This is a genomic window from Leifsonia sp. Root4, from assembly GCF_001425085.1.
GTDB lineage: Bacteria > Actinomycetota > Actinomycetes > Actinomycetales > Microbacteriaceae > Microterricola.
On the sequence record NZ_LMDN01000002.1, the window covers coordinates 560766 to 584044 of the forward strand.

A 23279-nucleotide genomic window follows, 5' to 3' on the forward strand; every position below is an offset into this window, starting at 1 on the left:
CTCTGCGCTTGTCGTTACTTGCTGCTGATCAGTTCGGCGGCCTTGGCCTCTGCCGCCCTGGCTGCAACGGCCTGCGCCGCGGCGTCGCTCTTGAACTGCGGGGCGTCGGTCTCCTCATCCGGGCTGACCGCTGCACGGGTCGGGTCCCACTTGATGATCGAGCAGATGATGAACGCGATCAGCGGCACGACCGAGAGGATGAGGAACGTCGGGCCGAGGCCGATCCCCTCCTTGAGCAGCGGGAACACCAGCAGTCCGAGGGCGGCTCCCATGCTGCCGATGGCACCGATGATTCCGTTGGCTCCCGCCCGCAGCTCGCTGCGGAAGGAGAGCGTGGAGAGGCTCTTGCCGTTCGCGCCCGGACCGGCCGAGTGGAACAGGATGAACAGCGACGGCACGACGAAGGCCAGCCAGATCGGCATGCTCTCGTAGAAGAAGCCCAGCACGACCAGCATGAGGAACACGGCGCCGAAGCCGAAAGCGGATGCCCGGCGCAGACCGAACTTCTTGCCGATGACGGGCGACATGAAGCCGCCGAGGATTCCGAAGAGGTTGAACACGAGCGCGCCGAGTGTGGCGACGACGAAGTCGGCACCGAACAAGGTGAGGCTGATGATCGGCAGGTACCAGCCGACCGCGAAGTACTGGATCGACTGCGCCATCTGCACAGTGGCGGCCAGGACGGTGCGCTGACGGTAGGTGCCACGGAAGATCAGCGCGATGTTCGCGAAGCCCTTCGTTGCCTGGTTGAGAACGGGGACGCGCTGGTCGACCGGTGCCGCGACGAAGGTCTCGCCGTAGATCTTGGTCATCGCCGTTGCGGCGCGTTCCACCTTCTCCTTGCGGGCGAGCCAGGTGGGGCTCTCCACCATGAAGCTTGCCTGCAGGATCATGAGCACAAGGGCGACGATGCCCGCCGTGCCGACGGCGTAGCGCCAGATCGCGTCGCCGACGTTCAGGTTGTAGAACATGATCGCCAGCACGAGGTTCGAGCAGACGGCCACGTACCAGATGCCCTGCCAGGTGTTCAGGCGTGCCTTGAATCGTGCGGGCGTGAACTCGGCGAGCAGCGCCATCGCGATCGCGAAGTCGATTCCGTATGCAGCACCGACGAAGAAGCGGCCGGCGAGCACCATCTCGAAGCTCGGCGCGAATGCGGCGAGAGCCGCTCCGACGAGTGCAAGGAACTTCGCGAAGATGAGCGGGGGAATGCGACCCCAGCGATCGGCCATCCAGCCACCGATCGGGTTGAACACGATGGCGACCCACGATGCGAGGGAGGTGAGGATCGCGACCTGCGTCGCGCTCAGCTCCATGTCGCGTGTCATCGGCCCGAGGCCCGCGCTCAGCGCTGAGTTCGAGAATGCGTCGAGGAACAACCCGCTGAGTGCGAGCCACCAGATGACTGCTGCGCGCCCACTGATGCGGGGGCGAGCGTCGATGAATGAGACGACGTCACTGACGCCTCGGATGACAATTGTTGGCACTGTCCGACCTCTCTGTCGGGAAACCCTGTCAGAGAACGCGCCAAACAAAAAAGAGGGCAAGACGAAGACTCCAACAGGAAGTCTCCAATTCTTAACCCTATTGAGCGAAAGAGTAGCCCGGGCCTCAGCCGAAGTCAATTGCGCCGGCATCCACCCGTTGCTCGCACCGCAGAAACAGAAACAGCGCCAGTGTGCACTGGCGCTGTTTCTGGTGAGACGGTTTCTGGTGAGACGGCTAGATGCCCTGAGCCAGGCGGTAGTACGCCTGGTTCCAGCGCACCTCGCGTCCGAACTCGCGCAGTTCGGTGTTCTCATCGATGACGAGCAGCTCGGTGCGGGCGATCTCGGCGAAGTCCTGGAACACCTCGATGCCGACCGCCGTCGACATCACGGTGTGGTGGGCGGCTCCGGCGGTGAGCCAGGCTGCAGCACTCGTGGCGAAGTCCGGCGCGGGCTTCCAGACGGCGCGACCGACGGGGAGCTTCGGCAGCGGAGCCGTCGGCTGCACGACCTCGACGACGTTCGCCACGAGGCGGAAACGGTCGCGCATGTCGCTGAGGGCGACGACGACGGCGGGGCCGGAATCGGCGGTGAAGACCAGGCGCACCGGGTCTTCCTTGCCGCCGATGCCGAGCGGGTGCACCTCGAGCGTCGGCTTGCTCGTGGTGAGCGATGGCGACACCTCGAGCATGTGGGCGCCGAGGATCAGCTCATTGCCCGGCGTCATGTCGTAGGTGTAGTCCTCCATCAGGGAGGCTCCGCCGGGCAGGCCGGCACCCATCACGTTGGCGACGCGCACCAGGATGGCCGTTTTCCAGTCGCCCTCGGCACCGAAGCCGTAGCCGTCGGCCATCAGGCGCTGCACCGCGAGACCGGGCAGCTGGCGCAGCGCGCCGAGGTCTTCGAAGCTCGTCGTGAACGCGCCGAAACCGCCCTCCTCGAGGAAGGAGCGCAGGCCGATCTCGATGGCGGCGCCGTAGCGCAGCGACTCGTGACGCTCTCCCCCGCGGCGGAGCTCCGGCGCGACCGCGTAGAGCTCCTCGTACTCGGCGACGAGCGCGTCAATGTCGGCGTCGGATGCCGCGTGCACGGCGTCCGCGAGCTCGTTCACGCCCCAGGTGTTCACCTGCACGCCGAAGCGCAGCTCGGCCTCGGTCTTGTCGCCCTCGGTCACGGCGACGTAGCGCATATTGTCACCGAAGCGGGCCAGCTTGAGCGTGCGGGACGCGGCCCAGCCGGCCGCAGCCCGCTGCCACGTGCCGACCTCGCCGGCGACGCGCGGGTCGGTGACGTGACCGACGACGGTCTTGCGCACGACGCCGAGGCGGGTCTGGATGTAGCCGAACTCCCGGTCGCCGTGGGCGGCCTGGTTGAGGTTCATGAAGTCGAAGTCGATCTCGCCCCATGGCAGTTCGACGTTGGCCTGCGTGTGCAGATGCAGCAGCGGCTTCTGCAGCGCGTCCAGGCCGTGGATCCACATCTTGGCCGGCGAGAAGGTGTGCATCCAGGCGATGACGCCGATCACGTTGTCTGCGGCGTTCACCTCGAGGGCGAGGCGGCGGATCGAGTCGGAGTCCTTGAGCACGGGCTTCCAGACCACTTTCACGGGCACGGTGCCCGCGGCATCCAGGGTGCGCGCAATCGTCTGCGACTGCTCGGCAACCTGGCGCAGGGTCTCCTCGCCGTAGAGGTTCTGGCTCCCGGTGAGGAACCAGACTTCGTAGTGGTCGAGGGTCGTGGTGAGTTTCGGCATTGCTAGATCTCTCCCTGAGGTGCTTGTCCGTAGACATTCTGATAACGATTGAAAAGTGAGTCGATGGCGGCCTGCGGGATCGGGATCAGCTCGCCGCCCTGGCTGGCGATGTGCACGGTGCGCGCCACGTCCTCGACCATCACGGCCGCCTTGACGGCGTCCCGCGCGTCCTTGCCGATCGTGAACGGACCGTGGTTCTGCATCAGCACGGCCCGCGAGCGGTGACCGCTGAGCGTCTGCACGATCCCGCGGCCGATCGAGTCGTCGCCGATGATCGCGAACGGGCCGATCGGGATCGGGCCGCCGAACTCGTCGGCCATGGCTGTGATCACGCAGGGGATCTCCTGCCCGCGCGCGGCCCAGGCCGTGGCGTAGTCGGAGTGGGTGTGCACGACGCCGCCGACCTCCGGCATGTTGCGGTAGACGTAGGCGTGTGCGGCGGTGTCGCTGGAGGGCGAGCGCTCGCTGCCGGCCGAGCCGGGCACGACGGCGCCGTCGAGGTCGCAGAGGATCATGTTCTCCGGCGCCAGATCGTCATAGGAGACGCCCGACGGCTTGATCACGAAGAGCTCGGCGCCCTGCACCCGGCCGGAGACGTTGCCGCCGGTCCAGACCACGAGGCCGTAGCGCACGAGCTCGCCGTGCAGGGCGGCGACCTCCGCCCGCGCCTCCTCGATCGCTCGCTCGACCTCTGGCGAGAACGGGGTGTATGCGGTCATGCTCACGCCTCCGCAACCTGTGCGGATACCGCGGCAAGCGCGTCGCGCTTCTGCGCCCGCAGCCGGTGCATCACCTCGTTGGCTCCGCGCCCGAAGTAGTCGTGCAGCAGCGTGTATTCCGCGAACAGCACGTCATAGGCATCGGCAGATGCCTCATTCGGCATATAGACGTTCTTGTTGAGTTTGCCCATAGCCTGGCCGGCCGCGCGCACGTCCGGGTAGGCCCCGGCGGCGACCGCGGCGTGGATGGCGGAGCCGAGCGCTGGCCCCTGCTCGCTGGCGATCGTGGAGATCGGCATGCGCAGCACATCGCTGTAGGTCTGCATGAGGTGCGGGTTCTTCAACAGGCCGCCGGCCACGATGAACTCGGTCACGGGAACGCCGCTGGCGTTGAAGGTCTCGACGATGGTGCGCGTCCCGAAGGCCGTCGCCTCCAGCAGCGCGCGGTAGACCTCTTCCGTGCGGGTCGTCAGGGTGGTGCCGAGCACGACGCCGGAGAGCTCGTGGTCAACGAGCACCGAGCGGTTGCCGCTCTGCCAGTCGAGGGCGACCAGGCCGTGGGCACCGACGGGCTCGCGGTAGGCGAGGTCGGTGAGGTACTGGTGGATGCTGCTGCCTGCGGCGTCCGCAGCCTCGAAGTAGCGGGCGGGCACCTGGTTCTTGACGTACCAGGCGAAGATGTCGCCGACACCCGACTGCCCCGCCTCGTAACCGTAGAGTCCGGAGACGATGCCGCCGTCGACGACGCCGCACATGCCCGGCACCTCTGCGAGCGTGTCGGAATTCATGACGTGGCAGGTGCTGGTTCCCATGATGGCGACCATCTGGCCGGGCAGAACGGCCTGCGCGGCCGGCGCGGTGACGTGGGCGTCGACGTTGCCAACGGCCACGGCGATGCCCTCCGGCAGTCCGGTCCAGGCGGCGGCCTCTGCGCTGAGCGTGCCTGCCGCATCGCCGAGCTGGCCGATGCGGTGCTCGAGCTTGTCGCTGACGAATCCGGAGAATGCGGGGTTGAGCGCCGCGAGGAAGTCGCTCGACGGGTAGTCGCCGTCCTGCCAGATGCCCTTGTAGCCGGCGGTGCAGGCATTGCGCACGTACTCGCCGGTGAGCTGCCAGACGATCCAGTCCGCGGCCTCGACCCAGTGCTCCATCTCGGCGTAGAGCGCCGGAGCCTCTTCGAGCAGCTGTAGGCCCTTGGCGAACTCCCACTCGCTCGAGATGAGTCCGCCGTAGCGGGGCAGCCAGGCCTCGCCGCGCTCGGCGGCGAGCGCGTTGATGCGGTCGGCGTGTGGCTGGGCCGCGTGGTGCTTCCAGAGCTTCACATAGGCGTGCGGGGTGTCGGCGTGCTCGCTCAACTCGTTCAGCGGGGTGCCGTCGGAGAGCGTCGGCACCATCGTGCACGCGGTGAAGTCGGTGGCGATGCCGATCACCTGGGCCGGGTCGATGCCGGCATCCGCGACGGCTGCCGGAACTGCGCTCTTCAGCACGGCGACGTAGTCGGCCGGAACCTGGAGCGCCCAGTCCGGGGCGAGGGCGACGGGTGTGCCTGCTGTCGCGGCGGGGCCTGCGGTGAGCACGGTGTCCATCACGGCGTGCGGGTAGTCGAGTGTGGCGCTGCCGAGCTCCGCCCCGTCGGAGACGCGCACGACGACGGCGCGGCCGGAGAGGGTGCCGTAGTCGACGCCGATCACGAACTGCTCGGTCTGGGCTGGGGTGGTGCTGGGCGCCACTGGTGGACTCCTTCGTCTGGTTTCTACAACGTTGTAGAAGAATAACATTCCCCGCCCCGTCCGTCTACGCCGGGCCTGATAGCTTGGGATACCGCGCCGGACCGGCGCCCGATCAGGAAGGGGACAGAATGGCCGCAACGCTCTCCGACGTCGCCGCCATTGCCGGTGTCTCCATCAAGACCGTCTCCAATGTGATCCACGACTACCCGCACATCCGCCCCGCCACGAAACAGCGCGTGCTCGACGCCATCGAGGCCACCGGATACCGCCCGAATCTCACCGCGCGCAATCTGCGCACGGGGCGCACCGGCGTCATCAGCCTCGTCGTTCCGACCCTGCGCAACCCCTACTTCGCCGAACTCGCCGAGGCCGTGATGGACGCGGCCGATCGCGAGGGGCTCTCCGTGCTGATCGAGCAATCGCGGGGGGCGGATGCCGGGGCCGCCAGGGCCAGCAAGGCGCAGCTCGTCGACGGCATGCTGTTCAGCACGCTCGGCCGCGAGCAGGAAGACACCGGCCTCTACGCGCAACTCGCCCCGAGCCTCGAGAACGGCACGGCCGAGCCGGCAGTGGACCACGTGACCATGCGCAACACCGAGGCGATCCGCGCCGCGACGGAGCACCTCATCGGGCTCGGCCGCACCCGCATCGTGGCCATCGGCGCCCGAAGCGGCGACGTGTCGGGGGCAGCCGGCCTGCGGCTGCTCGGCTACCGGCAGGCGCTCGACGCCGCCGGCATCGCCGAGAGCGCGGAACTCGTGCGCCCCGTCGCCAGCTGGACCCGCTTCGACGGCGCCGTCGAGACGGATCGGCTGCTCGAGGAGGGCGTCGACTTCGACGGCGTCGTCGCGTTCAACGATGCGCTGGCGCTCGGCGCGCTGCGCACACTCGGGCAGCGCGGCATCCGCGTGCCAGAACAGGTCTCGGTGATCGGATTCGATGACCTCGACGAGTCCCGCTACTCGCTCCCGGCGCTCAGCACGATCAGCCCGGGCCGTGAGCAGATCGCCGCGCTGGCCGTGCAGATGCTCGCAGAGCGGATCGCCGCCCGCGACGAGTCGCTTCCTGCGCGCGACATCACCGTGCCGTTCACGCTCGTCGAGCGCGAGTCGACCGCGCGGGCGTGACAAGCTGGACAGATGAACAAGACTGACGACGACGTCGACGAGTTCCTGGCGGCCATCGACGGCGATGCCGGGGAATCGATGCGCGTCGTCGATGCCCGGATCCGCGCCGCGCTGCCCGGGCTCTCCCGCGTGCTCTGGCGCGGGGTGTTCTGGGGTGGAACCGAGCAGGCCATCATCGGCTACGGCGAGCTGCTCCAAGGAAGGCCCACGGGCGCTGCCGTCGAGTGGTTTCTGATCGGACTCGCGCAGCAGGCGAAGCACATCAGCCTCTACGTCAACGCGGGCGACTCCGGCGGCTACCTGGGCAAGCAGTTCGCCGCCGAACTCGGCACCGTGAAGATCGGTTCAGCCAGCATCGGCTTCCGCTCGGCTGACGACCTCGACCTCGACGCCCTGGAGCGCATGGTGCTGCGGGCTCGGGAGCTGTCCGGCCTCTGAACGCGGCTGCGGAGCTACCGGCGCAGATACCGCCAAGGCAGTTCGCGCATGTCGAGTCGGTGCAGCGGCCCCTCCGCCTCGAGGAGTGCGGGGTCGACCGCGCCGTCATCGCCGCCGTACGCGACATCCGCCTGCCACAGCGCCATGGACCTGCCGGGGGCGAGCCGCGTCGAGTACTCGACAAGGGGTTGCCTCCGCGCTTGCTTCAGCACATCCGCGCTGGATGCGGCCTCGATCAGTCCGAAGAGGTTCACCCAGGTCGGCGGGAGTAACGTGAGCTGGCCGGCGGCGTGCATGGCGAGTGCGCCCTCCGGCGCGACCCAGCGGTGCGCAACGGCCTCATGCGGTTCGAGCGTGACGGGGCCGTCCGGGGCCGCGGCCAGGTAGAACCAGGTCCGCAGGGGCTTCGGCGATTCCCGGGGCGGGTGCCAGCGCGACACCGGAACGAGCGCGGATTCGTCCAGCGGCAGCCCGGTCTCCTCCCTCGTCTCCCGCGCGGCCGCGCGGCGGGTCGCCGCCGCCTCGACGCGTAGCGACAGCTCGAGCAGCCCGTCGGCGGTCACCGCCCCGCGCGACGGTCCGGCCCCGGCCACGACGAGGTCTGCCGGGTCGACGGCGCCGCCGGGGAACACCCAGGCGCCGGCGAAACTCCCCCTGTCGTGTGGCCGTTCCAGAAGCAGAACCTCGACGCCGGAGTCACCGGCATCGCGCAGCAGCACGACCGTCGCGGCCAGCCCGATCGCATTGCCGCGCGCGGTCTGAGCATTCACATCCATGGGCGCCCCTCTCGCAGCCAGAATACGCCCGCGGTGGACGGCGGGCGCGGGTAGGCTGCCGTCATGAGCGCAGCGATCGAGCCCACGAGCCGGCTCTCCCGGCGCCTGCTCGCGCCGAATCCGGGGCCGATGACCCTCGACGGAACGAACTCCTATCTGCTGGGCACACCGGGCTCTGCGGCATCCGTCGTCGTCGATCCGGGCCCGCTCGATGAGGCACACCTCCACGCCCTGGCGGCCGCGCCCGTCGAGCTGATCCTCGTCACGCACCATCACTCCGACCACACGGCGGGATCCGCTCGGCTCGCGGCGCTCACCGGCGCCCCGGTGCGCGCGCTCGATCCGGCGCACTGCATCGGCGGCGAGCCGCTGCGAGACGGCGAGCAGCTCGCGGCGGCCGGGGTCGACATCCGCGTCGTCGCCACGCCCGGCCACACGGCAGACTCCGTGTGCTTCCTGCTCCCCGACGACGCCGCAATGGGTGCGGCGGCCGCCGGGGTGGGCTCCGTGCTGACGGGTGACACGATCCTCGGGCGCGGCAGCACCGTCATCGCGCATCCAGACAGCACGCTGGCCGACTACCTGGCCTCGCTTGACAGCCTCGCGGCCTTCGGCCCCGCGCTGGTTCTGCCCGGGCACGGCCCGGTGCTGCCGAGCCTCAGCGATATCTGCGCGCGGTACCGAGCGCACCGGATGCAGCGGCTCGACGAGGTGCGCGCGGCACTCGCCGTGCTCGAGGGAGAGCTGGGCGGGGCGCCGGCATTGCACGAACCGTTCGTCGCGCGCGTCACCGCCATCGTCTACCCGGATGTCGACCCGCACATCCTGCCGGCGGCCGAGGCCTCCGTGCGCGCTCAGCTCGTGTACCTGCTCGATTAGCCCGCCCCGCCCTGCCGCGTGAAACTACTTGGTGAGGGCGAAGCCGGCGGCCCAGCCCACCTTCTCCTGCACGGCGAGGGTCAGCTGCAGGAAGCCGATCGCCTCGAGTTCGCGGGCGCGAGCCATCGAACCGGCGTCCACGGCGTCGACGCCTGCGGCGCCGAGCACGGAGGCGAGCAGCGCCTTGGCGTCGCCGTCGTCTCCGGCGATCAGCACGGTCGTCGGCGCGGCGCCGCCGACGCTCTTGCTCGCGAGCGTCGCGGCGAAGTTGGTGTTGAAGGCCTTGAGCACGTGGGAATCCGGCAGCTGAGCGGCGATGACCGAGGCGGCAGAGCCGTCGGCCGGCACCACGAGTGAGTCGAAGGTCTCGAAGTTGAGCGGGTTGGTGATGTCGACGACGACCTTGCCGGCCAACTTCTCGCCGTGTGCGGCGATGATGTCGGCGACGGCGGGGTAACCGACGGCGAGAACGACGATGTCACCGGTGATGGCGGCATCCGCGTCACGGCCGATGAACTCGACGGTGTTTCCGCCTGCAGCGACGATGTCGCCGATCGCGGTGCCCATGTTGCCGTTTCCGATGATGCTGACCGTTGTCATGTGAGAGTCCTTCAATCTGCGCCGCGGCGCTTTAGTTGTTCCAACAAGTAAAACCATAACCCGCTTTACTTGTTGCGTCAACTATTGCCGCGACAACGGCTAGACTGTTCACATGAGCGAGAACGGTGCGACGACCCCCGCGCTCGACGCGCGCCCGATGAGCCCCGACGAGATGGCCGCCTGGCAGCGTCTCGCCGCCGTCGTCGAGCTGCTCCCGCCGGCGCTGGACGCGCAGCTGCTGCGCGATGCCAAGCTCACCCACTTCGAGTACACGGTTCTCATGGTGCTGGCGGATGCCGCCGCGCACACGGCCCGCATGACCGCGATCGCATCGAGCACCAACGCGACGCTCCCCCGGCTCTCCCACGTGGTGCGCCGGCTCGAGGAGCGCGGCCTGGTCGAGCGCTTCCCCTGCCCGGAGGACCGTCGGGCCACGAACGCGCGCATCACGGATGCCGGGCTCGCACTGCTCGATGCGGCAGCCCCCGGCCACCACGACACGGTGCGCTCCGTCGTGCTCGACGCGCTGAACGCCGAGCAGCTGGATCAGCTCTACCTGATCGCGGGTTCCCTGCTGGAACGGCTCGACCCTGACGGCAAGCTCACCGCCACGGCCTGCCACCCGGCCAAGGCCGCCTCGGCCTAGGCCGCGCCGGGGGCGGGTGGGTCCGTCGACTCGGCGGCTTCCGCGGCCTCGGCTGCTTCGGCTGCGGAGGCCGCGTCGACGGCATCCGCGATCTCGTCGGCAATGAGCAGATCGGCGCGCACATACTCGGTGCGGTACGCCGCGCGGCCGATCATGTGGGCCGTCATCGGCTGCGTCATCATCTGGAATCCGAGCACGAGGATCAGCGTCGACGCGACGCCCCAGCTCGGGTTGAGCAGCCAGATCGCCACGCAGATCGCCGCGACGCCGAGGATCTGCGGCTTCGTCGACGCGTGCAGTCGCGAGAGCACGTCGGGGAAGCGCACGATGCCGATGCCCGCCGCCATCGAGAGGAAGGCGCTGAGCAGGATGAGGATGCCGGCGACGATCTCGTTCATGCCGCGTCCTGCTTCGACATGAATCGTGCGATGCTGATCGAGCCCACGATGGCGAACATCGCGAGCACGAGCAGCACGGGGAGTGTGTCGGTGTGCTGGTTGATCGCCATCTCGGCGCCGAGCGCACAGATGGCGATGGCCAGCATCACGTCGGCGGCCAGCGCCCGGTCGAGGATCGACGGCCCGCGGATGATGCGGTACACCGCGCAGAGCGCGCCGACACCGAACATCACACCGGCCACGACGGCGACAACCATGAGAAACGACATGTCAGTCTCCCTTCCTTCTGGCGCCGACAGTGCCGACCCCGCCGTCGCGCTGACGGCGGTCGGCCCGGATCCCGTCGGCCTCGTCCTTCGCGCCGATCGCCAACACGATCCGCTCCTCCGTGCCGAGCACATCGCGCCGGATCCGGTCGATGTCCTCATTCGTGCGGGTGCCGAGCGCGTGGATGTAGAGGATCGCGTGCTCCCGGTCTGCGTCGATCACGACGGTGCCGGGCACCAACGAGATCGAGACGGCGGTGAGGGTGATCACGAGGTCGCTGCGCGTGTGCAGCTTGATGGCCAGGATCGAGTTGATCGGCTGGTAGCGCGGGTTGATGGCGAGCCACGCCACGTACACGGAGGCGACCATGATGTCGTAGATCATCCGCCCGACGTAGATCAGCAGGCGCCACGGGTTGAGCCGCCCGCTCAGCGCGATCGGCGGCAGGTAGAACACGCGGGTCACGAGCAGCGCCAGCGCCGTTCCGGTGACGGCCGTCATCACGGTGATGTCGTCCCAGAGCAGCATCCAGAGCACGACCAGGATGACGAGCAGCGGGAACTGTCGCCAGAGATTCTGCCGGTGCGTCTGCTCGGTCTCTGGGAACGCGGGCCCGCTCGGCACCCGGTTGGTCGGGATGACGCCACCGCGCATCGTGGCCTGTGTCGGAGGCACATACCTCTTGCGCGCGGTCACTGCACACCCCCGGGGAACACGGTCTCGATGTACGTCGTCGGCGTCTCCAGGTTCTCGGCCGCCCGCTCGGCAAAGCCGAACAGTGGGCCGGCGAACACGGTCAGAGCCACGGTGAGCGCCACCATGCCGGTGGTCACGGCGAGCATCGACGCCGGAACGGTGCGCGTCTTGACCGCGACCGATGCGTGCGGTGCCTCTGGCGCCTCCTGCAGGGACTCGATCAGCACCGACTCGTACCCCTTGAGCTCGCTCTGGCCGCGCCAGAAGGCCATGTTCCAGAAGCGGGCAAGGGCGTACAGCGTGAGCAGCGACGTGACCGCACCGGCCGCGATTCCGACCCAGACCAGCGGGCTCGGCTCGTCGACGCCGGCGGCGAACAGCCCGACCTTTCCGATGAAGCCGGAGAATGGCGGGATACCGCCGAGGTTCAGCGCGGGGATGAAGAACAGGATCGCGACGAGCGGCGATGCCTTGAGCAGCCCGGCGAGGCGGTTGATCGAGGTGGCCCCGCCGATGCGCTCGATCAGACCGGTCGTGAGGAACAGGGTCGTCTGCACCGTGATGTGGTGCACGACGTAGTAGATCGTCGCGGCCAGGCCGAGCGTCGACGCCAGCCCGATTCCGAACAGCATGTAGCCGATGTGGCTCACCAGGGTGAACGAGAGCAGTCGCTTGATGTCGGCTTGGGCGAGGGCACCGAGGATGCCGACGACCATCGTCAGGCTGCCGACCACCAGGAACAGCGCGCTGAGGTCCTGCCCGGCGAACAGCACGGTCTCGGTGCGGATGAGCGCGTACACGCCCACCTTCGTGAGCAGGCCGGCGAACACCGCGGTCACCGGCGCCGGCGCCGTCGGGTACGAGTCAGGCAACCAGAACGAGAGCGGGAACACGGCCGCCTTGATGCCGAATCCGATCAGCAGCAGCAGGTGCAGCACGAGCTGCACGTCGGCGGGGAGCTCGGCGAGGCGCACGGAGAGCTGAGCCATGTTGACGGTGCCCGTCGCTCCGTAGATCAGCGCGATCGAGGCGAGGAAGAACAGCGAGCTGACGAGGCTCACGATGATGTATGTGACGCCGGCGCGGATACGTTCACCGGTGCCGCCGAGGGTGAGCAGCACGTAGCTCGATGCCAACAGCACCTCGAAGCCGACGTAGAGGTTGAACAGGTCACCGGCGATGAAGGTGGTGAACACACCGGCGGAGAGGATCAGGTAGCTGGGGTGGAAGATCGACACGGGTGTCTCGCGGTGCCGGTCGGCGACGCCCTGTCCGATGGAGTAGATGAGGACGCCGAGCAGCATGATCGAGGAGATCAGCAGCATGATCGCCGAGAGCCGGTCCACGACGAGGGCGATCCCCCACGGTGCGGCCCAGCCACCGACCGCGACGACCGCCGGGCCGTTGAGATCGATCAGCCAGAGCTGAACAGCGCTGATCACGACGGTCAGCGTCAGCGCGGTACTGCTGATGGCCACCTGCAGGCGCGGCTGGCGGCCGAGGATCACCGTGAGGGCGGCCGCGATCAGGGGGATCAGAACCATGAGCGGGATGAGCTGAGGCATCAGCGGTTGCCCTCCCGGTTCGTGTCGTCAGGGTCATGGCCACCGTGCGTCGGTTCGCTCGGTGCGTCGAGCGCGGTGAGCTCTGCGAGCAGCTCTGCTGCATCCGCATCGGCATCGTCGGCCGTGTCGTCCACATCGCCCGCCGCGTCAAGGTGCTCATCACTGGCGTCGAGGATCGCCTGGATGGCGGTGTCATCGGCCTCGGAGCGGCGCAGCTCAGCGACCGAGGCGAGCGCGTCTTCGAGATCCTGCTCCTCATCGTCGATGAGGTCGCCCTTGGCGCCGAGCTGGGCCAGCCACCAGGAGCGGTAGATCAAGGCGAGCATGAAGGCGGTGATGCCGAGGTTGATGACGATGGCGGTGAGGATCAGGGCCTGCGGCAGCGGGTCGGAGATCTCGGAGGGGTCGACGCCCTCCTCCATGATCGGGCCGAGTCCCGGCCGGCCACTCATCAGGAACAGCAGGATGTTGGTGGCATTGCCGACGAGCAGGAAGCCGATGAGCACGCGGGTGAGGCTGCGCTCGAGCAGCACGTAGACGCCGGAGGCGTACATGACGGCCATGAGGAGGATGAGTGTCATCGAGGCGTTCATGCGGATGCCCCCTCGACCGGATTCGGCTTGGCTGTGTCGGCCTCTGAACTGCTCGGCCGCTCGTACTCGGCCTCTTCGTCGCCGTCCTGGTCTTCCTGCTGGCGGTCGACCTCGCTGCCGAGGCTGCGCAGGATGTCGAGCACGAGACCGAACACGACGAGGTAGACGCCGATGTCGAAGATCGTCGATGTGCCGATGGAGATCTCGCCGAGCACGGGGATGCTCGCCTCGAACCAGGAGGATTCCAGCACCTCGAGCCCGAAGAACATTGAGCTGAGCGCGGTGCCGACGGCCAGCAGCAGTCCCGTTCCGAGCAGCTTGCCCGCATCGATCGGCACGGCCTCCGCCAACTCGTAGCGACCGCCGGCCAGGTACCTGGCGACGAGCGCGAGGCCCGCAAGCAGACCACCGGCGAAGCCGCCACCCGGCTGGTTGTGGCCGACGAAGAGCAGGTAGATCGAGACGATGATGGCGGGGTGGAACAACAGCCGGACGAGCACCTCGATGATGATCGAGCGGTTCTGCGGGGAGAGCGTTCGGCCGGCGAGCAGCCAGGTCTGGCGTGTGACGGCGCTCGCGTTCAGCACCGGCCGGTTGCGACGCTCTCCACCGCCCTCCATACGCTCAACGGGCGCTGCGCGGCCAGAGATGAACACGAGGCTGGCGACGCCCGTGGCGACGGCGACGAGCACTGCGACCTCACCCATGGTGTCCCAGGCGCGGATGTCGACGAGCATCACGTTGACGATGTTCTTGCCGTGCGCCTCGGCGGCGAGGGCCGGCAACTCGGCCGAGATGGACGCCGCCTCGCGGGCGCCGAGCGCGATCATCGCGATCACGGCCATCACGGTTCCGGCGAGGATGCCGAGCACGGCACGCAGCCCCTTGTGCACGGACTTGTTGCGCACGGCCATCTGCTGCGGCAGCCGGCGCAGCACGAGCACGAAGACGACGACGGTGAGCGTCTCGACGAGCGCCTGGGTGAGTGCCAGGTCGGGCGCGCCGCCCATGGCGAACAGCAGCACGAGGCCGTAGCCGGTCACGCCGACGAGCAGCACGGCCGTCATCCGGTGCCCGGCGATGGCCGCGCCGATCGCCGCCATGGCCATCACGAGCGCGATGAACGGCTGCACGGCGTAGTCCCAGGGCACGACGCCATCCGGCCAGCTGCGGTTGACCGCGGCGGAGAGGCCGAGTCCGAGAACGAAGACGCCGATGATCACGGCGAGGTATGCGGGCAGACCGCCGCGTTGGATGCGCGTGGTGAGCACGGCGGCGAAGCGGTCGAGCGCCCGCATGAACTGCACGTAGTCGCGCGCCGCGTCGAGGGTTTGCGGAACCTTCGCCTGCAGGCGGGCAACCTGGCGGCGGCGCAGCAGCAGCAGGAATCCGAGCAGCAGGACGACCGCCGAGATCGCCAGCGCCGGCTCGAAGCCGTGCCAGAGGGCGAGGTGTTGATCGTGCGGGCCGGGCAGCGTGTCGGCGTATGGCGCGACGAGCGTCTCGACGACGGATGCCGCCAGCCCCCCGCCGATCGTCGCGAGTGAGAGCACGATCGGCCCGAGCAGAATGCTGAAGCCGGTCTCGTGCAGCTCCATAGCCTTGACGTCCGGCTTGCGGGAGAAGGCGCCCCAGAAGAAGCGCAGGCTGTACGCGACGGTCAGCACCGAGCCGACGATGACACCGGAGAGGGCGACCCAGGCCCAGAGCGCGTCCGGCCCGGAGGTGGATTCCAGCAGCGAGCCGAAGACGCTCTCCTTCGCGACGAAGCCGAGCAGTGGGGGTAGCCCGGCCATCGAGGCGACGGCGATGCCCGCCGTTGTCGCGAGCAGGGGCATCCGTCGGCCGAGGCCCGAGAGCTTGCGCCAGTCCCTGGTACCCGTCGCGTGGTCGATGATGCCGACGACGAGGAAGAGCGTTGCCTTGTAGAGCGCGTGCGCGAGCAGCAGGGCGGCGCCGGCCAGTGCCGCATCTCGCGTGCCGAAGCCGAGCATGATGGTGAGGAAACCGAGCTGGCTGACCGTGCCGTAGGCGAGCAGCAGCTTGAGGTCGTACTGGCGCATGGCGCGCCAGCCGCCGACGAGCATGGTGAGCACGCCGACGGTCACGAGGATCGGCTGCCAGACTGGCAGCTCGGCGTAGCCGGGCGCGAAGCGGGCGATCACGTAGATGCCGGCCTTGACCATGGCTGCTGCGTGCAGATACGCGCTGACCGGGGTGGGCGCGGCCATCGCGGCCGGCAGCCAGAAGTGGAACGGCACGAGCGCGCTCTTGCTGAGCGCGCCGAGAAGCACGAGCACGATCGCGACCTGCCCGAACACCCCGCCGACCGGGTTCGCCACGATCTCGGTGAGCGAGGTCGAGCCGCTCGCGACGGAGAGCATGATGATGCCGACCAGCATCGCGAGCCCACCGAAGGTGGTCACGGTCAGGGCCTGCAGCGCGGCACCGCGGCTGGATCGGCGGCCGGTGTGGTGCCCGATCAGCAGGTAGGAGAGCACGCTCGTGGCCTCCCAGAACACGAACATGACGATCACGTCGTCGCTCGTGACGAGGCCGTACATCACGCCGGCGAAGGCGAGCAGCAGGGCGGCGAAGCGGCCGAGGCCCGGCTCGTCGTCGCTGAAGTAGCGGGCGCAATAGGCCAGCACGAGCGCGCCGACGCCGGTGACGATGAGCGCGAGCAGCAGCGACAGCGCATCGATGCGGAAGCTGAGCGAGATGCCGAGCTGCGGGATCCACGGGACGGATTCGGTGACCGGGGTGCCCGCGAGAATGCCGGGGGCCTGCGCGAGCGTCATCGCGAAGAGCGCTGCCGGTGCCAGGGCGATCACCCAGAAGACGCGGACCTTGAGCCACTTCGTCAGGAACGGGGTGAGAATCGCGAGAAGTCCGACCGCCACAAGGGAGAAGATCATCAATCTCCCCCGCCAGTCGTCGTGTGGCTACAGAATACCAATGCACAGCGCTGCGCGTCTTCGACTAAACTCAAATGTTGCCGCCGATCACGGTGAGCGCGCTTGAGCGTTCTCCCGCTCGCGCCGACCACTCAGGGTCATCTCAGGGTTATCCCCCATTCGCGGGGCAGCCCGCCAGCACGTAAGCTCTGCCTACGAGCTTGAGGGGGCACGCTATGAGTGATCTGACACTGATCGGCACGACGATCGATCCGGCCGGATGCAATTGCGACGATTGCCTGCGCGGATCGAGTATCCCCCTGCACCGCGCGACCGCCGCTCATCTGCACGGGCTGATGAACGGCGATCTCGCGAATGCGACAGGCCTCGACCTCAGCGACATCGAGGCCGTGCTCGACGGTCTCTGAGCGCGCCCCTGAGGCGGCGGCTCGGCTCTGCTACGGCGTGCGGTTCTCCGCACCGACCATCCAGGCGTACTGCTCGATCTTCTCGATGATCGCGTGCAGGATGTCGGCACTCGTCGGGTCCGCGTCGTCGACGGTGTCGTGCACCGAACGGGCGGTGTGGGCCACGGCCTGCAGACGGGCGGTGATCAGGTCGACGGTCTCCGCGGTGTCCGTCTCCCCTGCCGGGTAGGCGGGCAACGTCGTGGTGGCCGCGATCGTGTCGCTGCGGCCGTCCGGCACCGAGTGCAACGCACGCATGCGCTCGGCTATGACATCGGCGAACTCCCGTGCCGAGTCGATGATCTCGTCGAGCTGCAGGTGCAGGTCGCGGAAATTCTTGCCGACGACGTTCCAGTGCGCCTGCTTGCCCTGCAGCTGAAGCTCGAGCAGCTCGACGAGCACCTTCTGCAGTGCGTCGCTGAGCTTCTTGGGGGCCGTGAATGCGCTCGCCGTCGACTTCTTGCGCGAGGACTTCGCCGTGGTCGGGCGTTCCAGAGTGTCGGTCATGGTGCCTTCCTTCTGTCGTGCCACCCGGTCGTTGTCGACACCGCTCATGGGGGCGGTGTCCGACCGGGGATGCTCCTTCGAGGCTAACTCGCGACTCTGCTTCTGCACAGGGCTTGACGAGGAAACACAGGGTTTGACGAGGATGCACAGGCTTTGACGAGGAAGCACGGAGCTTAACGAGAAAGGGAGGCCAGATCCGACGAATCTGGCCTCCCTTCGCGGTGCCGGGGCTAGTCGGTGCCGGAGTCGAAGGCAGCGCCCTCTGACGCCACATCGGTTGCGCGCTCCAGGGCGTCGGTCGCGGCGTCCGGGTGACCGACCTCGAGGATCTCGCTGGCGGCACCGGGCTCGAGCTCACCGACGAGCTCGGCGGTCGCTCCGCCGATGATGCCTGCCGACGCGTACTGCTCGAGACGCGAACGCGAGTCGGCGATGTCGAGGTTGCGCATGGTGAGCTGGCCGATGCGGTCGTCCGGTCCGAAGGCCGAGTCGCCGACGCGCTCCATCGAGAGCTTGTCCGGGTGGTAGCTGAGGTGCGGGCCCGTGGTGTTGAGGATCGTGTAGTCGTCGCCGCGGCGGAGCTTGACGGTGACCTCCCCGGTGACGGCGGATCCGACCCACTTCTGGATGGACTCGCGCAGCATGAGTGACTGCGGGTCGAGCCAGCGGCCCTCGTACATGAGGCGGCCGAGGCGGCGACCCTGCTCGTGGTAGTTGGCGACGGTGTCTTCGTTGTGGATCGCGTTGAGCAGGCGCTCGTAGGTGATGTGCAGCAGCGCCATGCCGGGAGCCTCGTAGATGCCGCGGCTCTTGGCCTCGATGATGCGGTTCTCGATCTGGTCAGACATGCCGAGGCCGTGACGGCCACCGATCTTGTTCGCCTCGAGCACGAGCGCGACGGGGTCGGTGAACTCGACACCGTTGATGGCGACCGGGCGGCCGGCCTCGAAGCGCACGGACACGACCTCGGTGGCGATCTCGACGTCGTCTCGCCAACTGGCGACGCCCATGATCGGGGTGACGAGCTCGATGCCGCTGGAGAGCTCCTCGAGCAGCTTCGCCTCGTGCGTCGCGCCCCAGATGTTGGCGTCGGTCGAGTAGGCCTTCTCGGCCGAGTCGCGGTACGGGTAGCCGCGGGCGACGAGCCACTCGCTCATCTCGGTGCGGCCGCCGAGCTCCTGCACGAAGGTGCTGTCGAGCCAGGGCTTGTAGATGCGCAGGCGCGGGTTGGCGAGCAGGCCATAGCGGTAGAAGCGCTCGATGTCGTTGCCCTTGTAGGTGGAACCGTCGCCCCAGATGTCGACGCCGTCCTCCTTCATGGCGCGCACGAGCATGGTCCCGGTGACGGCACGGCCGAGCGGCGTGGTGTTGAAGTAGGTCTTGCCGCCGGAGCGGATGTGGAACGCACCACAGGCCAGGGCGACGAGGCCCTCCTCGACCAGGGCCGCCTTGGCGTCCACGAGGCGGGCGATCTCTGCGCCGTACTCGAGCGCGCGCCCGGGGACGGCGTCGATGTCCGGCTCGTCGGGCTGGCCGATGTCTGCGGTGTAGGTGCAGGGCACCGCACCCTTCTCTCGCATCCAGGCGACGGCGACGGAGGTATCGAGACCACCGGAGAAGGCGATGCCGACGCGTTCGCCGACAGGAAGAGAGCTGAGCACCTTAGACATAGCTAAAACCTTATTCCACGCGGGCGTTTCCACTGACATCGGCCGCCATCAGCCCTCATCGACGACCGCGAGCCAACGCGTCAGCACGCCCTCGATGCTCGCGACATCGGCGGCGTCCAGCACGCCGAGCAGCCGGTGCTCGTTCTCCATGTGCTCCGTGAACACCCGGTCGACGAGTTCGCGCCCGGCCGGGGTGAGTGCGACAACGCGGGCGCGGGCGTCCATTTCGCTCACCCGACGCGTGACGAGTCCGCGCTTCTCGAGCCGATCGACACGCTTCGTGAGGCCGCCAGAGGTGACCATGGTGTGATCGGCCAGCTCCCCCGCAGCACGCTCGAACGGTTCCCCCGCGCGGCGCAGCGTTGCGAGCACATCGAACTCCCCCTCGCCGAGTCCATGCCGCCGGTACACCTCGACGATGGATTCGCGCAGGTAGTCGCTGATGCGGTGCATCCGCCCGATGACGCCCTGCGGCGACGGGTCGACGTCCGGGCGCTCGCGCCGCCACTCCGCCTGGATGCGCGCGACGCGGTCGAGCGGGAGGTCATGGGAGTTTTGCGACATCCCGCCATGTTATCTTCCGCGGCAACTATAGTAGTTTCCATGGAAGATAAATGGCGATATGTGCTCCTCACGACGATCGCGCCGATCAGCTGGGGCACGACGTACTTCGTGACCCAGCAGTTCCTGCCCGCCGATACCCCGCTCTGGGGCGCGGCGATCCGGGCGCTGCCGGCCGGTTTGCTGCTGTTCGCGCTCCGCCCACGACTCCCACGGGGCTCGTGGTGGCTCAAGTCGCTCGTGCTCGGATCACTCAACATGGGCGCATTCCTCGCACTCGTCTACGTTGCAGCCCAGCTGCTGCCGACAAGTGTCGCCGCAACGATCATGGCGACCGGCCCGCTCGTGATGATGCTGCTGGCCTGGCCGCTCATCGGCGAGCGCCCGCGGTGGCTGTCGCTGCTGGGCGCCGGGCTCGGCATCGTCGGCGTCGCCGCGATGCTGTTCTCCGGCGCCGGCGCGGTCAACATCCTCGGCGTCCTGGCGTCGCTCGCGGCGATGGTGATGTCATCGATCGGCTATGTGCTCACCAAACGCTGGGGGCGCGGCGTCGATGTGCTCTCGATGGCCTCCTGGCAGCTGATCGCCGGGGCGCTCAGCCTCATTCCGCTCGCGGTGATCGTCGAGGGCGCCCCGCCGGCACTGGACACGACACAACTGCTTGCATTCGCCTACGTGTCGATCATCGCGACGGCGCTCGCCTACGTCGCGTGGTTCACCGGACTCAAGCATCTGGATGCCGGAACGGTCGGCCTGATCGGGCTTCTGAACCCGATCACCGGGGTGCTCCTCGGCCTCGCCATCGCGGGCGAGAGCTTCACGCCGCAGCAAGCCATCGGCGTCCTGCTCACCCTCGCCGGGATCATGCTCGGCCAGCGCGCGGGTCGGACGCCCTCGCGCCGACCGGCGACGAAACCGAACCTGTTGCTCCCGAGGGCGGCCCCCATAGACTGCGAGTGACGGTGGTTGAGGGGCACGTCCGCTCGCCACCGGCGTCTCCACCCGAAGGGGCCGCGCTGTGATCAGTTGACGAGCGAAGCGGGGAAATTGATGGTCGGAGTATCGGGAAACGGTCAGCGGGAGCCTGTTCAGGGCCCTGAACGGCAGCGGGGGGCGCTGCCGATCCCCGATCTGGCGTACACGGGAACCGTCACATACGACGCGACCGATCCGGATACGCACTACCCGCCGATCACCCGGCTCCTCCCCCCGGATGGCGCACCGAATGTGCTCGTGATCCTGATCGATGACACCGGCTTCGGCGCATCGAGCGCCTTCGGCGGACCGGTGCAGACGCCCAACTTCGAGCGCGTCGCCGCACGCGGCCTCAAGTACACCCGGTTCCACACGACCGCGCTCTGCTCCCCGACGCGGGCGGCCCTGCTCTCCGGGCGCAACCACCACACGGTGGGCATGGGCGGCATCACCGAGATCGCCACCAGTGCCCCCGGCTACAGCTCCGTGCGCCCGAACAACTGCGCGCCGCTGGCGGAGACGCTCAAACTGAACGGCTACAACACGAGCCAGTTCGGCAAGTGCCACGAGGTGCCCGTCTGGGAGGCAAGCCCGGTCGGCCCGTTCGACCACTGGCCGCACCCCGGCAACGGCTTCGAGTACTTCTACGGCTTCCTCGGCGGCGAGACGAACCAGTGGTACCCCGCGATCTACGAGAACACCTCCCCCGTGGAGCCGTGGGGCACGCCGGAACAGGGCTACCACTTCATGGCCGACATGACCGACAAGGCCATCGACTGGACCCGCCAGCAGAAGGCGCTGGCGCCGGACAAGCCCTTCTTCACCTACTTCGCCCCCGGGGCGACCCACGCACCGCACCACGTTCCGACGGAGTGGGCAGACAAGTACACGGGCCAGTTCGACCAGGGCTGGGACGAGGTGCGCAAAGAGACGTTCGCCCGCCAGCTCGAGCAGGGCGTCATCGCCGCCGATTCGGTGCTCACCGAGCGCAGCCCCGGCATCCCGTCGTGGGACGAGATGAGCGACATCATCAAGCCGGCCCTCGCGCGGCAGATGGAGGTGTACGCCGGCTTCCTCGCCTATACCGACCACTACGTCGGTGAGCTGCTCGACGCGTACGAGGAGCTCGGGATCCTCGACGACACCCTCGTCTACGTGATCATCGGTGACAACGGCGCGTCGGCTGAAGGCTCTATGCACGGCACGACCAACGAGGGCTTCACGATCAACCACATGAACGAGATCGAGAGCGAGGAATACGTCGCGGCGCACATCGACGACCTCGGCACCCCGAGCTCGTACAACCACTACGCGGTGGGCTGGGCGCACGCCATGGACACCCCGTACCAGTGGACGAAGCAGGTCGCCAGCCACTGGGGCGGCACCCGCAACGGCACGATCGTCAGCTGGCCGAACGGCGGCGTTGAGCAGGGCGGCATCCGCAACCAGTTCAGCCACGTCATCGACGTCGCGCCGACCGTGCTCGAAGCGGCAGGCATCCCGGAACCGAGCACCGTCCACGGTGTGACGCAGCGGCCATATGAGGGCACCGCGATGAACTACACCTTCGGTGATGCGGATGCCGAAGAGCGCCACACCACGCAGTACTTCGAGATGCTGGGCAACCGGGCGATCTTCCACAAGGGCTGGACCGCCGTCGCCAAGCACAAGGACCCGTGGCTCGGATCCAGCCACGGCCTTGACGAGGACGTGTGGGAGCTCTACAACGTCGACGAGGACTGGACGCAGTCGAACAACCTCGCCGAGCAGGAGCCGGAGCGACTCGCGCACCTGCAGCGCCTGTTCCTGATCCAGGCGGCCCGGTTCAACGTTCTGCCACTCGACATCCGCTCGGCCGAGCGCATGAACCCCGACATCGCCGGACGACCAGCGCTCATCACCGCCAGCAGTCAGAAGTTCTACCGCGGAATGCGGCGGCTCAGCGAGAATTCGGCAATCAACATCAAGAACAAGTCGTTCACGGTGTCGGCGAAGGTCCTCGTGCCCGAGGACGGTGCGAATGGGGTGGTCATCGCCCAGGGCGGAGCCTACGGCGGCTGGTCGTTCTACGGCGTCGACGGCAAACTCGCGTTCGCGTACAACCTACTGGGCATCACCATCGACCGGATCCACTCGGATTCGACCGTGCCGGCCGGCACCACCGAGTTGAAGGCCCACTTCGCCTACGACGGCGGCGGTGTCGCCAAGGGCGGGACCGTCACCCTCTTCGCCGACGGCGCGCAGATCGGCGAGGGCCGCATCGAGAAGACGATCCCGTACCAGTTCACCTTCGATGAGACGACGGATGTCGGCGTCGACTTGGCGTCACCGGTATCGACCGACTACAGCGCAACCGGCAACGAATTCAGCGGCGAGCTCGACTGGGTACTGATCGAGCTCGGTGACGACGACCACTCGCACCTCATCGACGACGAGCACAAGATGCGCGTCGCAATGCTCAAGCAATAACCTCACCGGCCGCCGCCCGCTCCGGGTGGCGGCCGTTTTTCAGCTCTGAACAAGGGACA

General features: G+C 68.0%; 22 protein-coding genes. 7 read left to right on the forward strand and 15 right to left on the reverse strand.

What is annotated here, in order from left to right; translation table 11 throughout:
- Window positions 1-14: 14 nt before the first annotated feature.
- The 4 genes from ASC66_RS08645 to araB form a co-directional block, all read right to left on the reverse strand.
- On the reverse strand, window positions 15-1487 hold the full coding sequence (locus tag ASC66_RS08645) for an MFS transporter (RefSeq protein WP_055837687.1): 1473 nt from the start codon (window positions 1485-1487) through the stop codon (window positions 15-17).
- 235 nt (window positions 1488-1722) lie between these two features.
- Window positions 1723-3240: an L-arabinose isomerase gene (gene araA, locus ASC66_RS08650; protein WP_055837690.1), complete on the reverse strand. Its 1518-nt coding sequence runs from the start codon at window positions 3238-3240 to the stop codon at window positions 1723-1725.
- A gap of 2 nt (window positions 3241-3242) precedes the next feature.
- Entirely contained in the window at window positions 3243-3959 is a 717-nt protein-coding gene (locus ASC66_RS08655) for an L-ribulose-5-phosphate 4-epimerase (RefSeq protein ID WP_055837694.1), read from the reverse strand.
- A 2-nt stretch (window positions 3960-3961) separates the two neighbouring features.
- Window positions 3962-5737, reverse strand: coding sequence for a ribulokinase (araB, locus tag ASC66_RS08660; protein ID WP_055837696.1), 1776 nt, complete (start codon window positions 5735-5737; stop codon window positions 3962-3964).
- Between the two features lie 80 nt (window positions 5738-5817).
- Between araB and ASC66_RS08665 the strand changes: the two genes are divergently transcribed.
- Together ASC66_RS08665 and ASC66_RS08670 are read left to right on the forward strand one after the other, a co-directional pair.
- Window positions 5818-6816 carry a LacI family DNA-binding transcriptional regulator gene (locus ASC66_RS08665; RefSeq protein WP_055837699.1) on the forward strand — a complete coding sequence of 333 codons (999 nt, stop codon included), beginning with the start codon at window positions 5818-5820 and terminating at the stop codon, window positions 6814-6816.
- Between the two features lie 12 nt (window positions 6817-6828).
- On the forward strand, window positions 6829-7254 hold the full coding sequence (locus ASC66_RS08670) for a DUF1801 domain-containing protein (RefSeq protein WP_055837702.1): 426 nt from the start codon (window positions 6829-6831) through the stop codon (window positions 7252-7254).
- Between the two features lie 14 nt (window positions 7255-7268).
- On the opposite strand, the gene ASC66_RS08675 is transcribed toward ASC66_RS08670, so the two are convergent.
- The gene (locus ASC66_RS08675; RefSeq protein WP_055837706.1) at window positions 7269-8030 is read right to left on the reverse strand and encodes an NUDIX domain-containing protein; all 762 of its coding nucleotides are present in this window, start codon (window positions 8028-8030) and stop codon (window positions 7269-7271) included.
- Between the two features lie 63 nt (window positions 8031-8093).
- Between ASC66_RS08675 and ASC66_RS08680 the strand changes: the two genes are divergently transcribed.
- Window positions 8094-8909 (forward strand): MBL fold metallo-hydrolase, encoded by an 816-nt coding sequence (locus ASC66_RS08680; protein ID WP_055837710.1) that lies wholly within the window; start codon window positions 8094-8096, stop codon window positions 8907-8909.
- 24 nt (window positions 8910-8933) lie between these two features.
- Here ASC66_RS08680 and ASC66_RS08685 read toward each other — a convergent pair whose 3' ends face one another.
- A complete protein-coding gene (locus tag ASC66_RS08685; protein ID WP_055837712.1) occupies window positions 8934-9509 on the reverse strand; it encodes an NADPH-dependent F420 reductase in 576 nt (191 codons plus the stop codon).
- A 112-nt stretch (window positions 9510-9621) separates the two neighbouring features.
- On the opposite strand from ASC66_RS08685, the gene ASC66_RS08690 reads away from it, so the two are divergent.
- Entirely contained in the window at window positions 9622-10155 is a 534-nt protein-coding gene (locus tag ASC66_RS08690; RefSeq protein ID WP_235496805.1) for a MarR family winged helix-turn-helix transcriptional regulator, read from the forward strand.
- On the opposite strand, the gene mnhG is transcribed toward ASC66_RS08690, so the two are convergent.
- From mnhG to ASC66_RS08720, 6 genes are read right to left on the reverse strand one after another with little or no spacing between them, the layout of a single operon-like run.
- Window positions 10152-10553: a monovalent cation/H(+) antiporter subunit G gene (gene mnhG, locus ASC66_RS08695; RefSeq protein ID WP_055837715.1), complete on the reverse strand. Its 402-nt coding sequence runs from the start codon at window positions 10551-10553 to the stop codon at window positions 10152-10154. The two genes, ASC66_RS08690 and mnhG, sit on opposite strands and share 4 nt — an antisense overlap.
- The gene (locus ASC66_RS08700) at window positions 10550-10822 is read right to left on the reverse strand and encodes an MrpF/PhaF family protein (RefSeq protein WP_055837718.1); all 273 of its coding nucleotides are present in this window, start codon (window positions 10820-10822) and stop codon (window positions 10550-10552) included. The genes mnhG and ASC66_RS08700 overlap by 4 nt, the downstream gene beginning before the upstream one ends.
- A gap of 1 nt (window position 10823) precedes the next feature.
- A complete protein-coding gene (locus tag ASC66_RS08705) occupies window positions 10824-11516 on the reverse strand; it encodes a Na+/H+ antiporter subunit E (RefSeq protein WP_157509713.1) in 693 nt (230 codons plus the stop codon).
- A complete protein-coding gene (locus ASC66_RS08710) occupies window positions 11513-13081 on the reverse strand; it encodes a Na+/H+ antiporter subunit D (RefSeq protein ID WP_055837721.1) in 1569 nt (522 codons plus the stop codon). Before ASC66_RS08710 ends, ASC66_RS08705 begins: the two co-directional genes overlap by 4 nt.
- Window positions 13081-13662 carry a sodium:proton antiporter gene (locus ASC66_RS08715; RefSeq protein ID WP_502691589.1) on the reverse strand — a complete coding sequence of 194 codons (582 nt, stop codon included), beginning with the start codon at window positions 13660-13662 and terminating at the stop codon, window positions 13081-13083. The genes ASC66_RS08710 and ASC66_RS08715 overlap by 1 nt, the downstream gene beginning before the upstream one ends.
- Window positions 13663-13670: 8 nt before the next feature.
- Window positions 13671-16592: a Na+/H+ antiporter subunit A gene (locus ASC66_RS08720; protein ID WP_082492175.1), complete on the reverse strand. Its 2922-nt coding sequence runs from the start codon at window positions 16590-16592 to the stop codon at window positions 13671-13673.
- 215 nt (window positions 16593-16807) lie between these two features.
- Between ASC66_RS08720 and ASC66_RS08725 the strand changes: the two genes are divergently transcribed.
- Entirely contained in the window at window positions 16808-16999 is a 192-nt protein-coding gene (locus ASC66_RS08725) for a hypothetical protein (RefSeq protein WP_055837727.1), read from the forward strand.
- 30 nt (window positions 17000-17029) lie between these two features.
- On the opposite strand, the gene ASC66_RS08730 is transcribed toward ASC66_RS08725, so the two are convergent.
- From ASC66_RS08730 to ASC66_RS08740, 3 genes are all read right to left on the reverse strand, one after another.
- Window positions 17030-17545: a Dps family protein gene (locus tag ASC66_RS08730; RefSeq protein ID WP_055838468.1), complete on the reverse strand. Its 516-nt coding sequence runs from the start codon at window positions 17543-17545 to the stop codon at window positions 17030-17032.
- Window positions 17546-17775: 230 nt separating this feature from the next.
- Window positions 17776-19215 (reverse strand): argininosuccinate synthase, encoded by a 1440-nt coding sequence (gene argG, locus ASC66_RS08735; protein ID WP_055837730.1) that lies wholly within the window; start codon window positions 19213-19215, stop codon window positions 17776-17778.
- A gap of 48 nt (window positions 19216-19263) precedes the next feature.
- Window positions 19264-19779, reverse strand: a complete 516-nt coding sequence (locus ASC66_RS08740; RefSeq protein WP_055837732.1) for a MarR family winged helix-turn-helix transcriptional regulator — start codon at window positions 19777-19779, stop codon at window positions 19264-19266.
- Window positions 19780-19818: 39 nt separating this feature from the next.
- On the opposite strand from ASC66_RS08740, the gene ASC66_RS08745 reads away from it, so the two are divergent.
- A complete protein-coding gene (locus ASC66_RS08745; protein ID WP_055837735.1) occupies window positions 19819-20736 on the forward strand; it encodes a DMT family transporter in 918 nt (305 codons plus the stop codon).
- Window positions 20737-20826: 90 nt separating this feature from the next.
- Window positions 20827-23220 carry an arylsulfatase gene (locus ASC66_RS08750; protein WP_082492176.1) on the forward strand — a complete coding sequence of 798 codons (2394 nt, stop codon included), beginning with the start codon at window positions 20827-20829 and terminating at the stop codon, window positions 23218-23220.
- Window positions 23221-23279 lie beyond the last annotated feature (59 nt).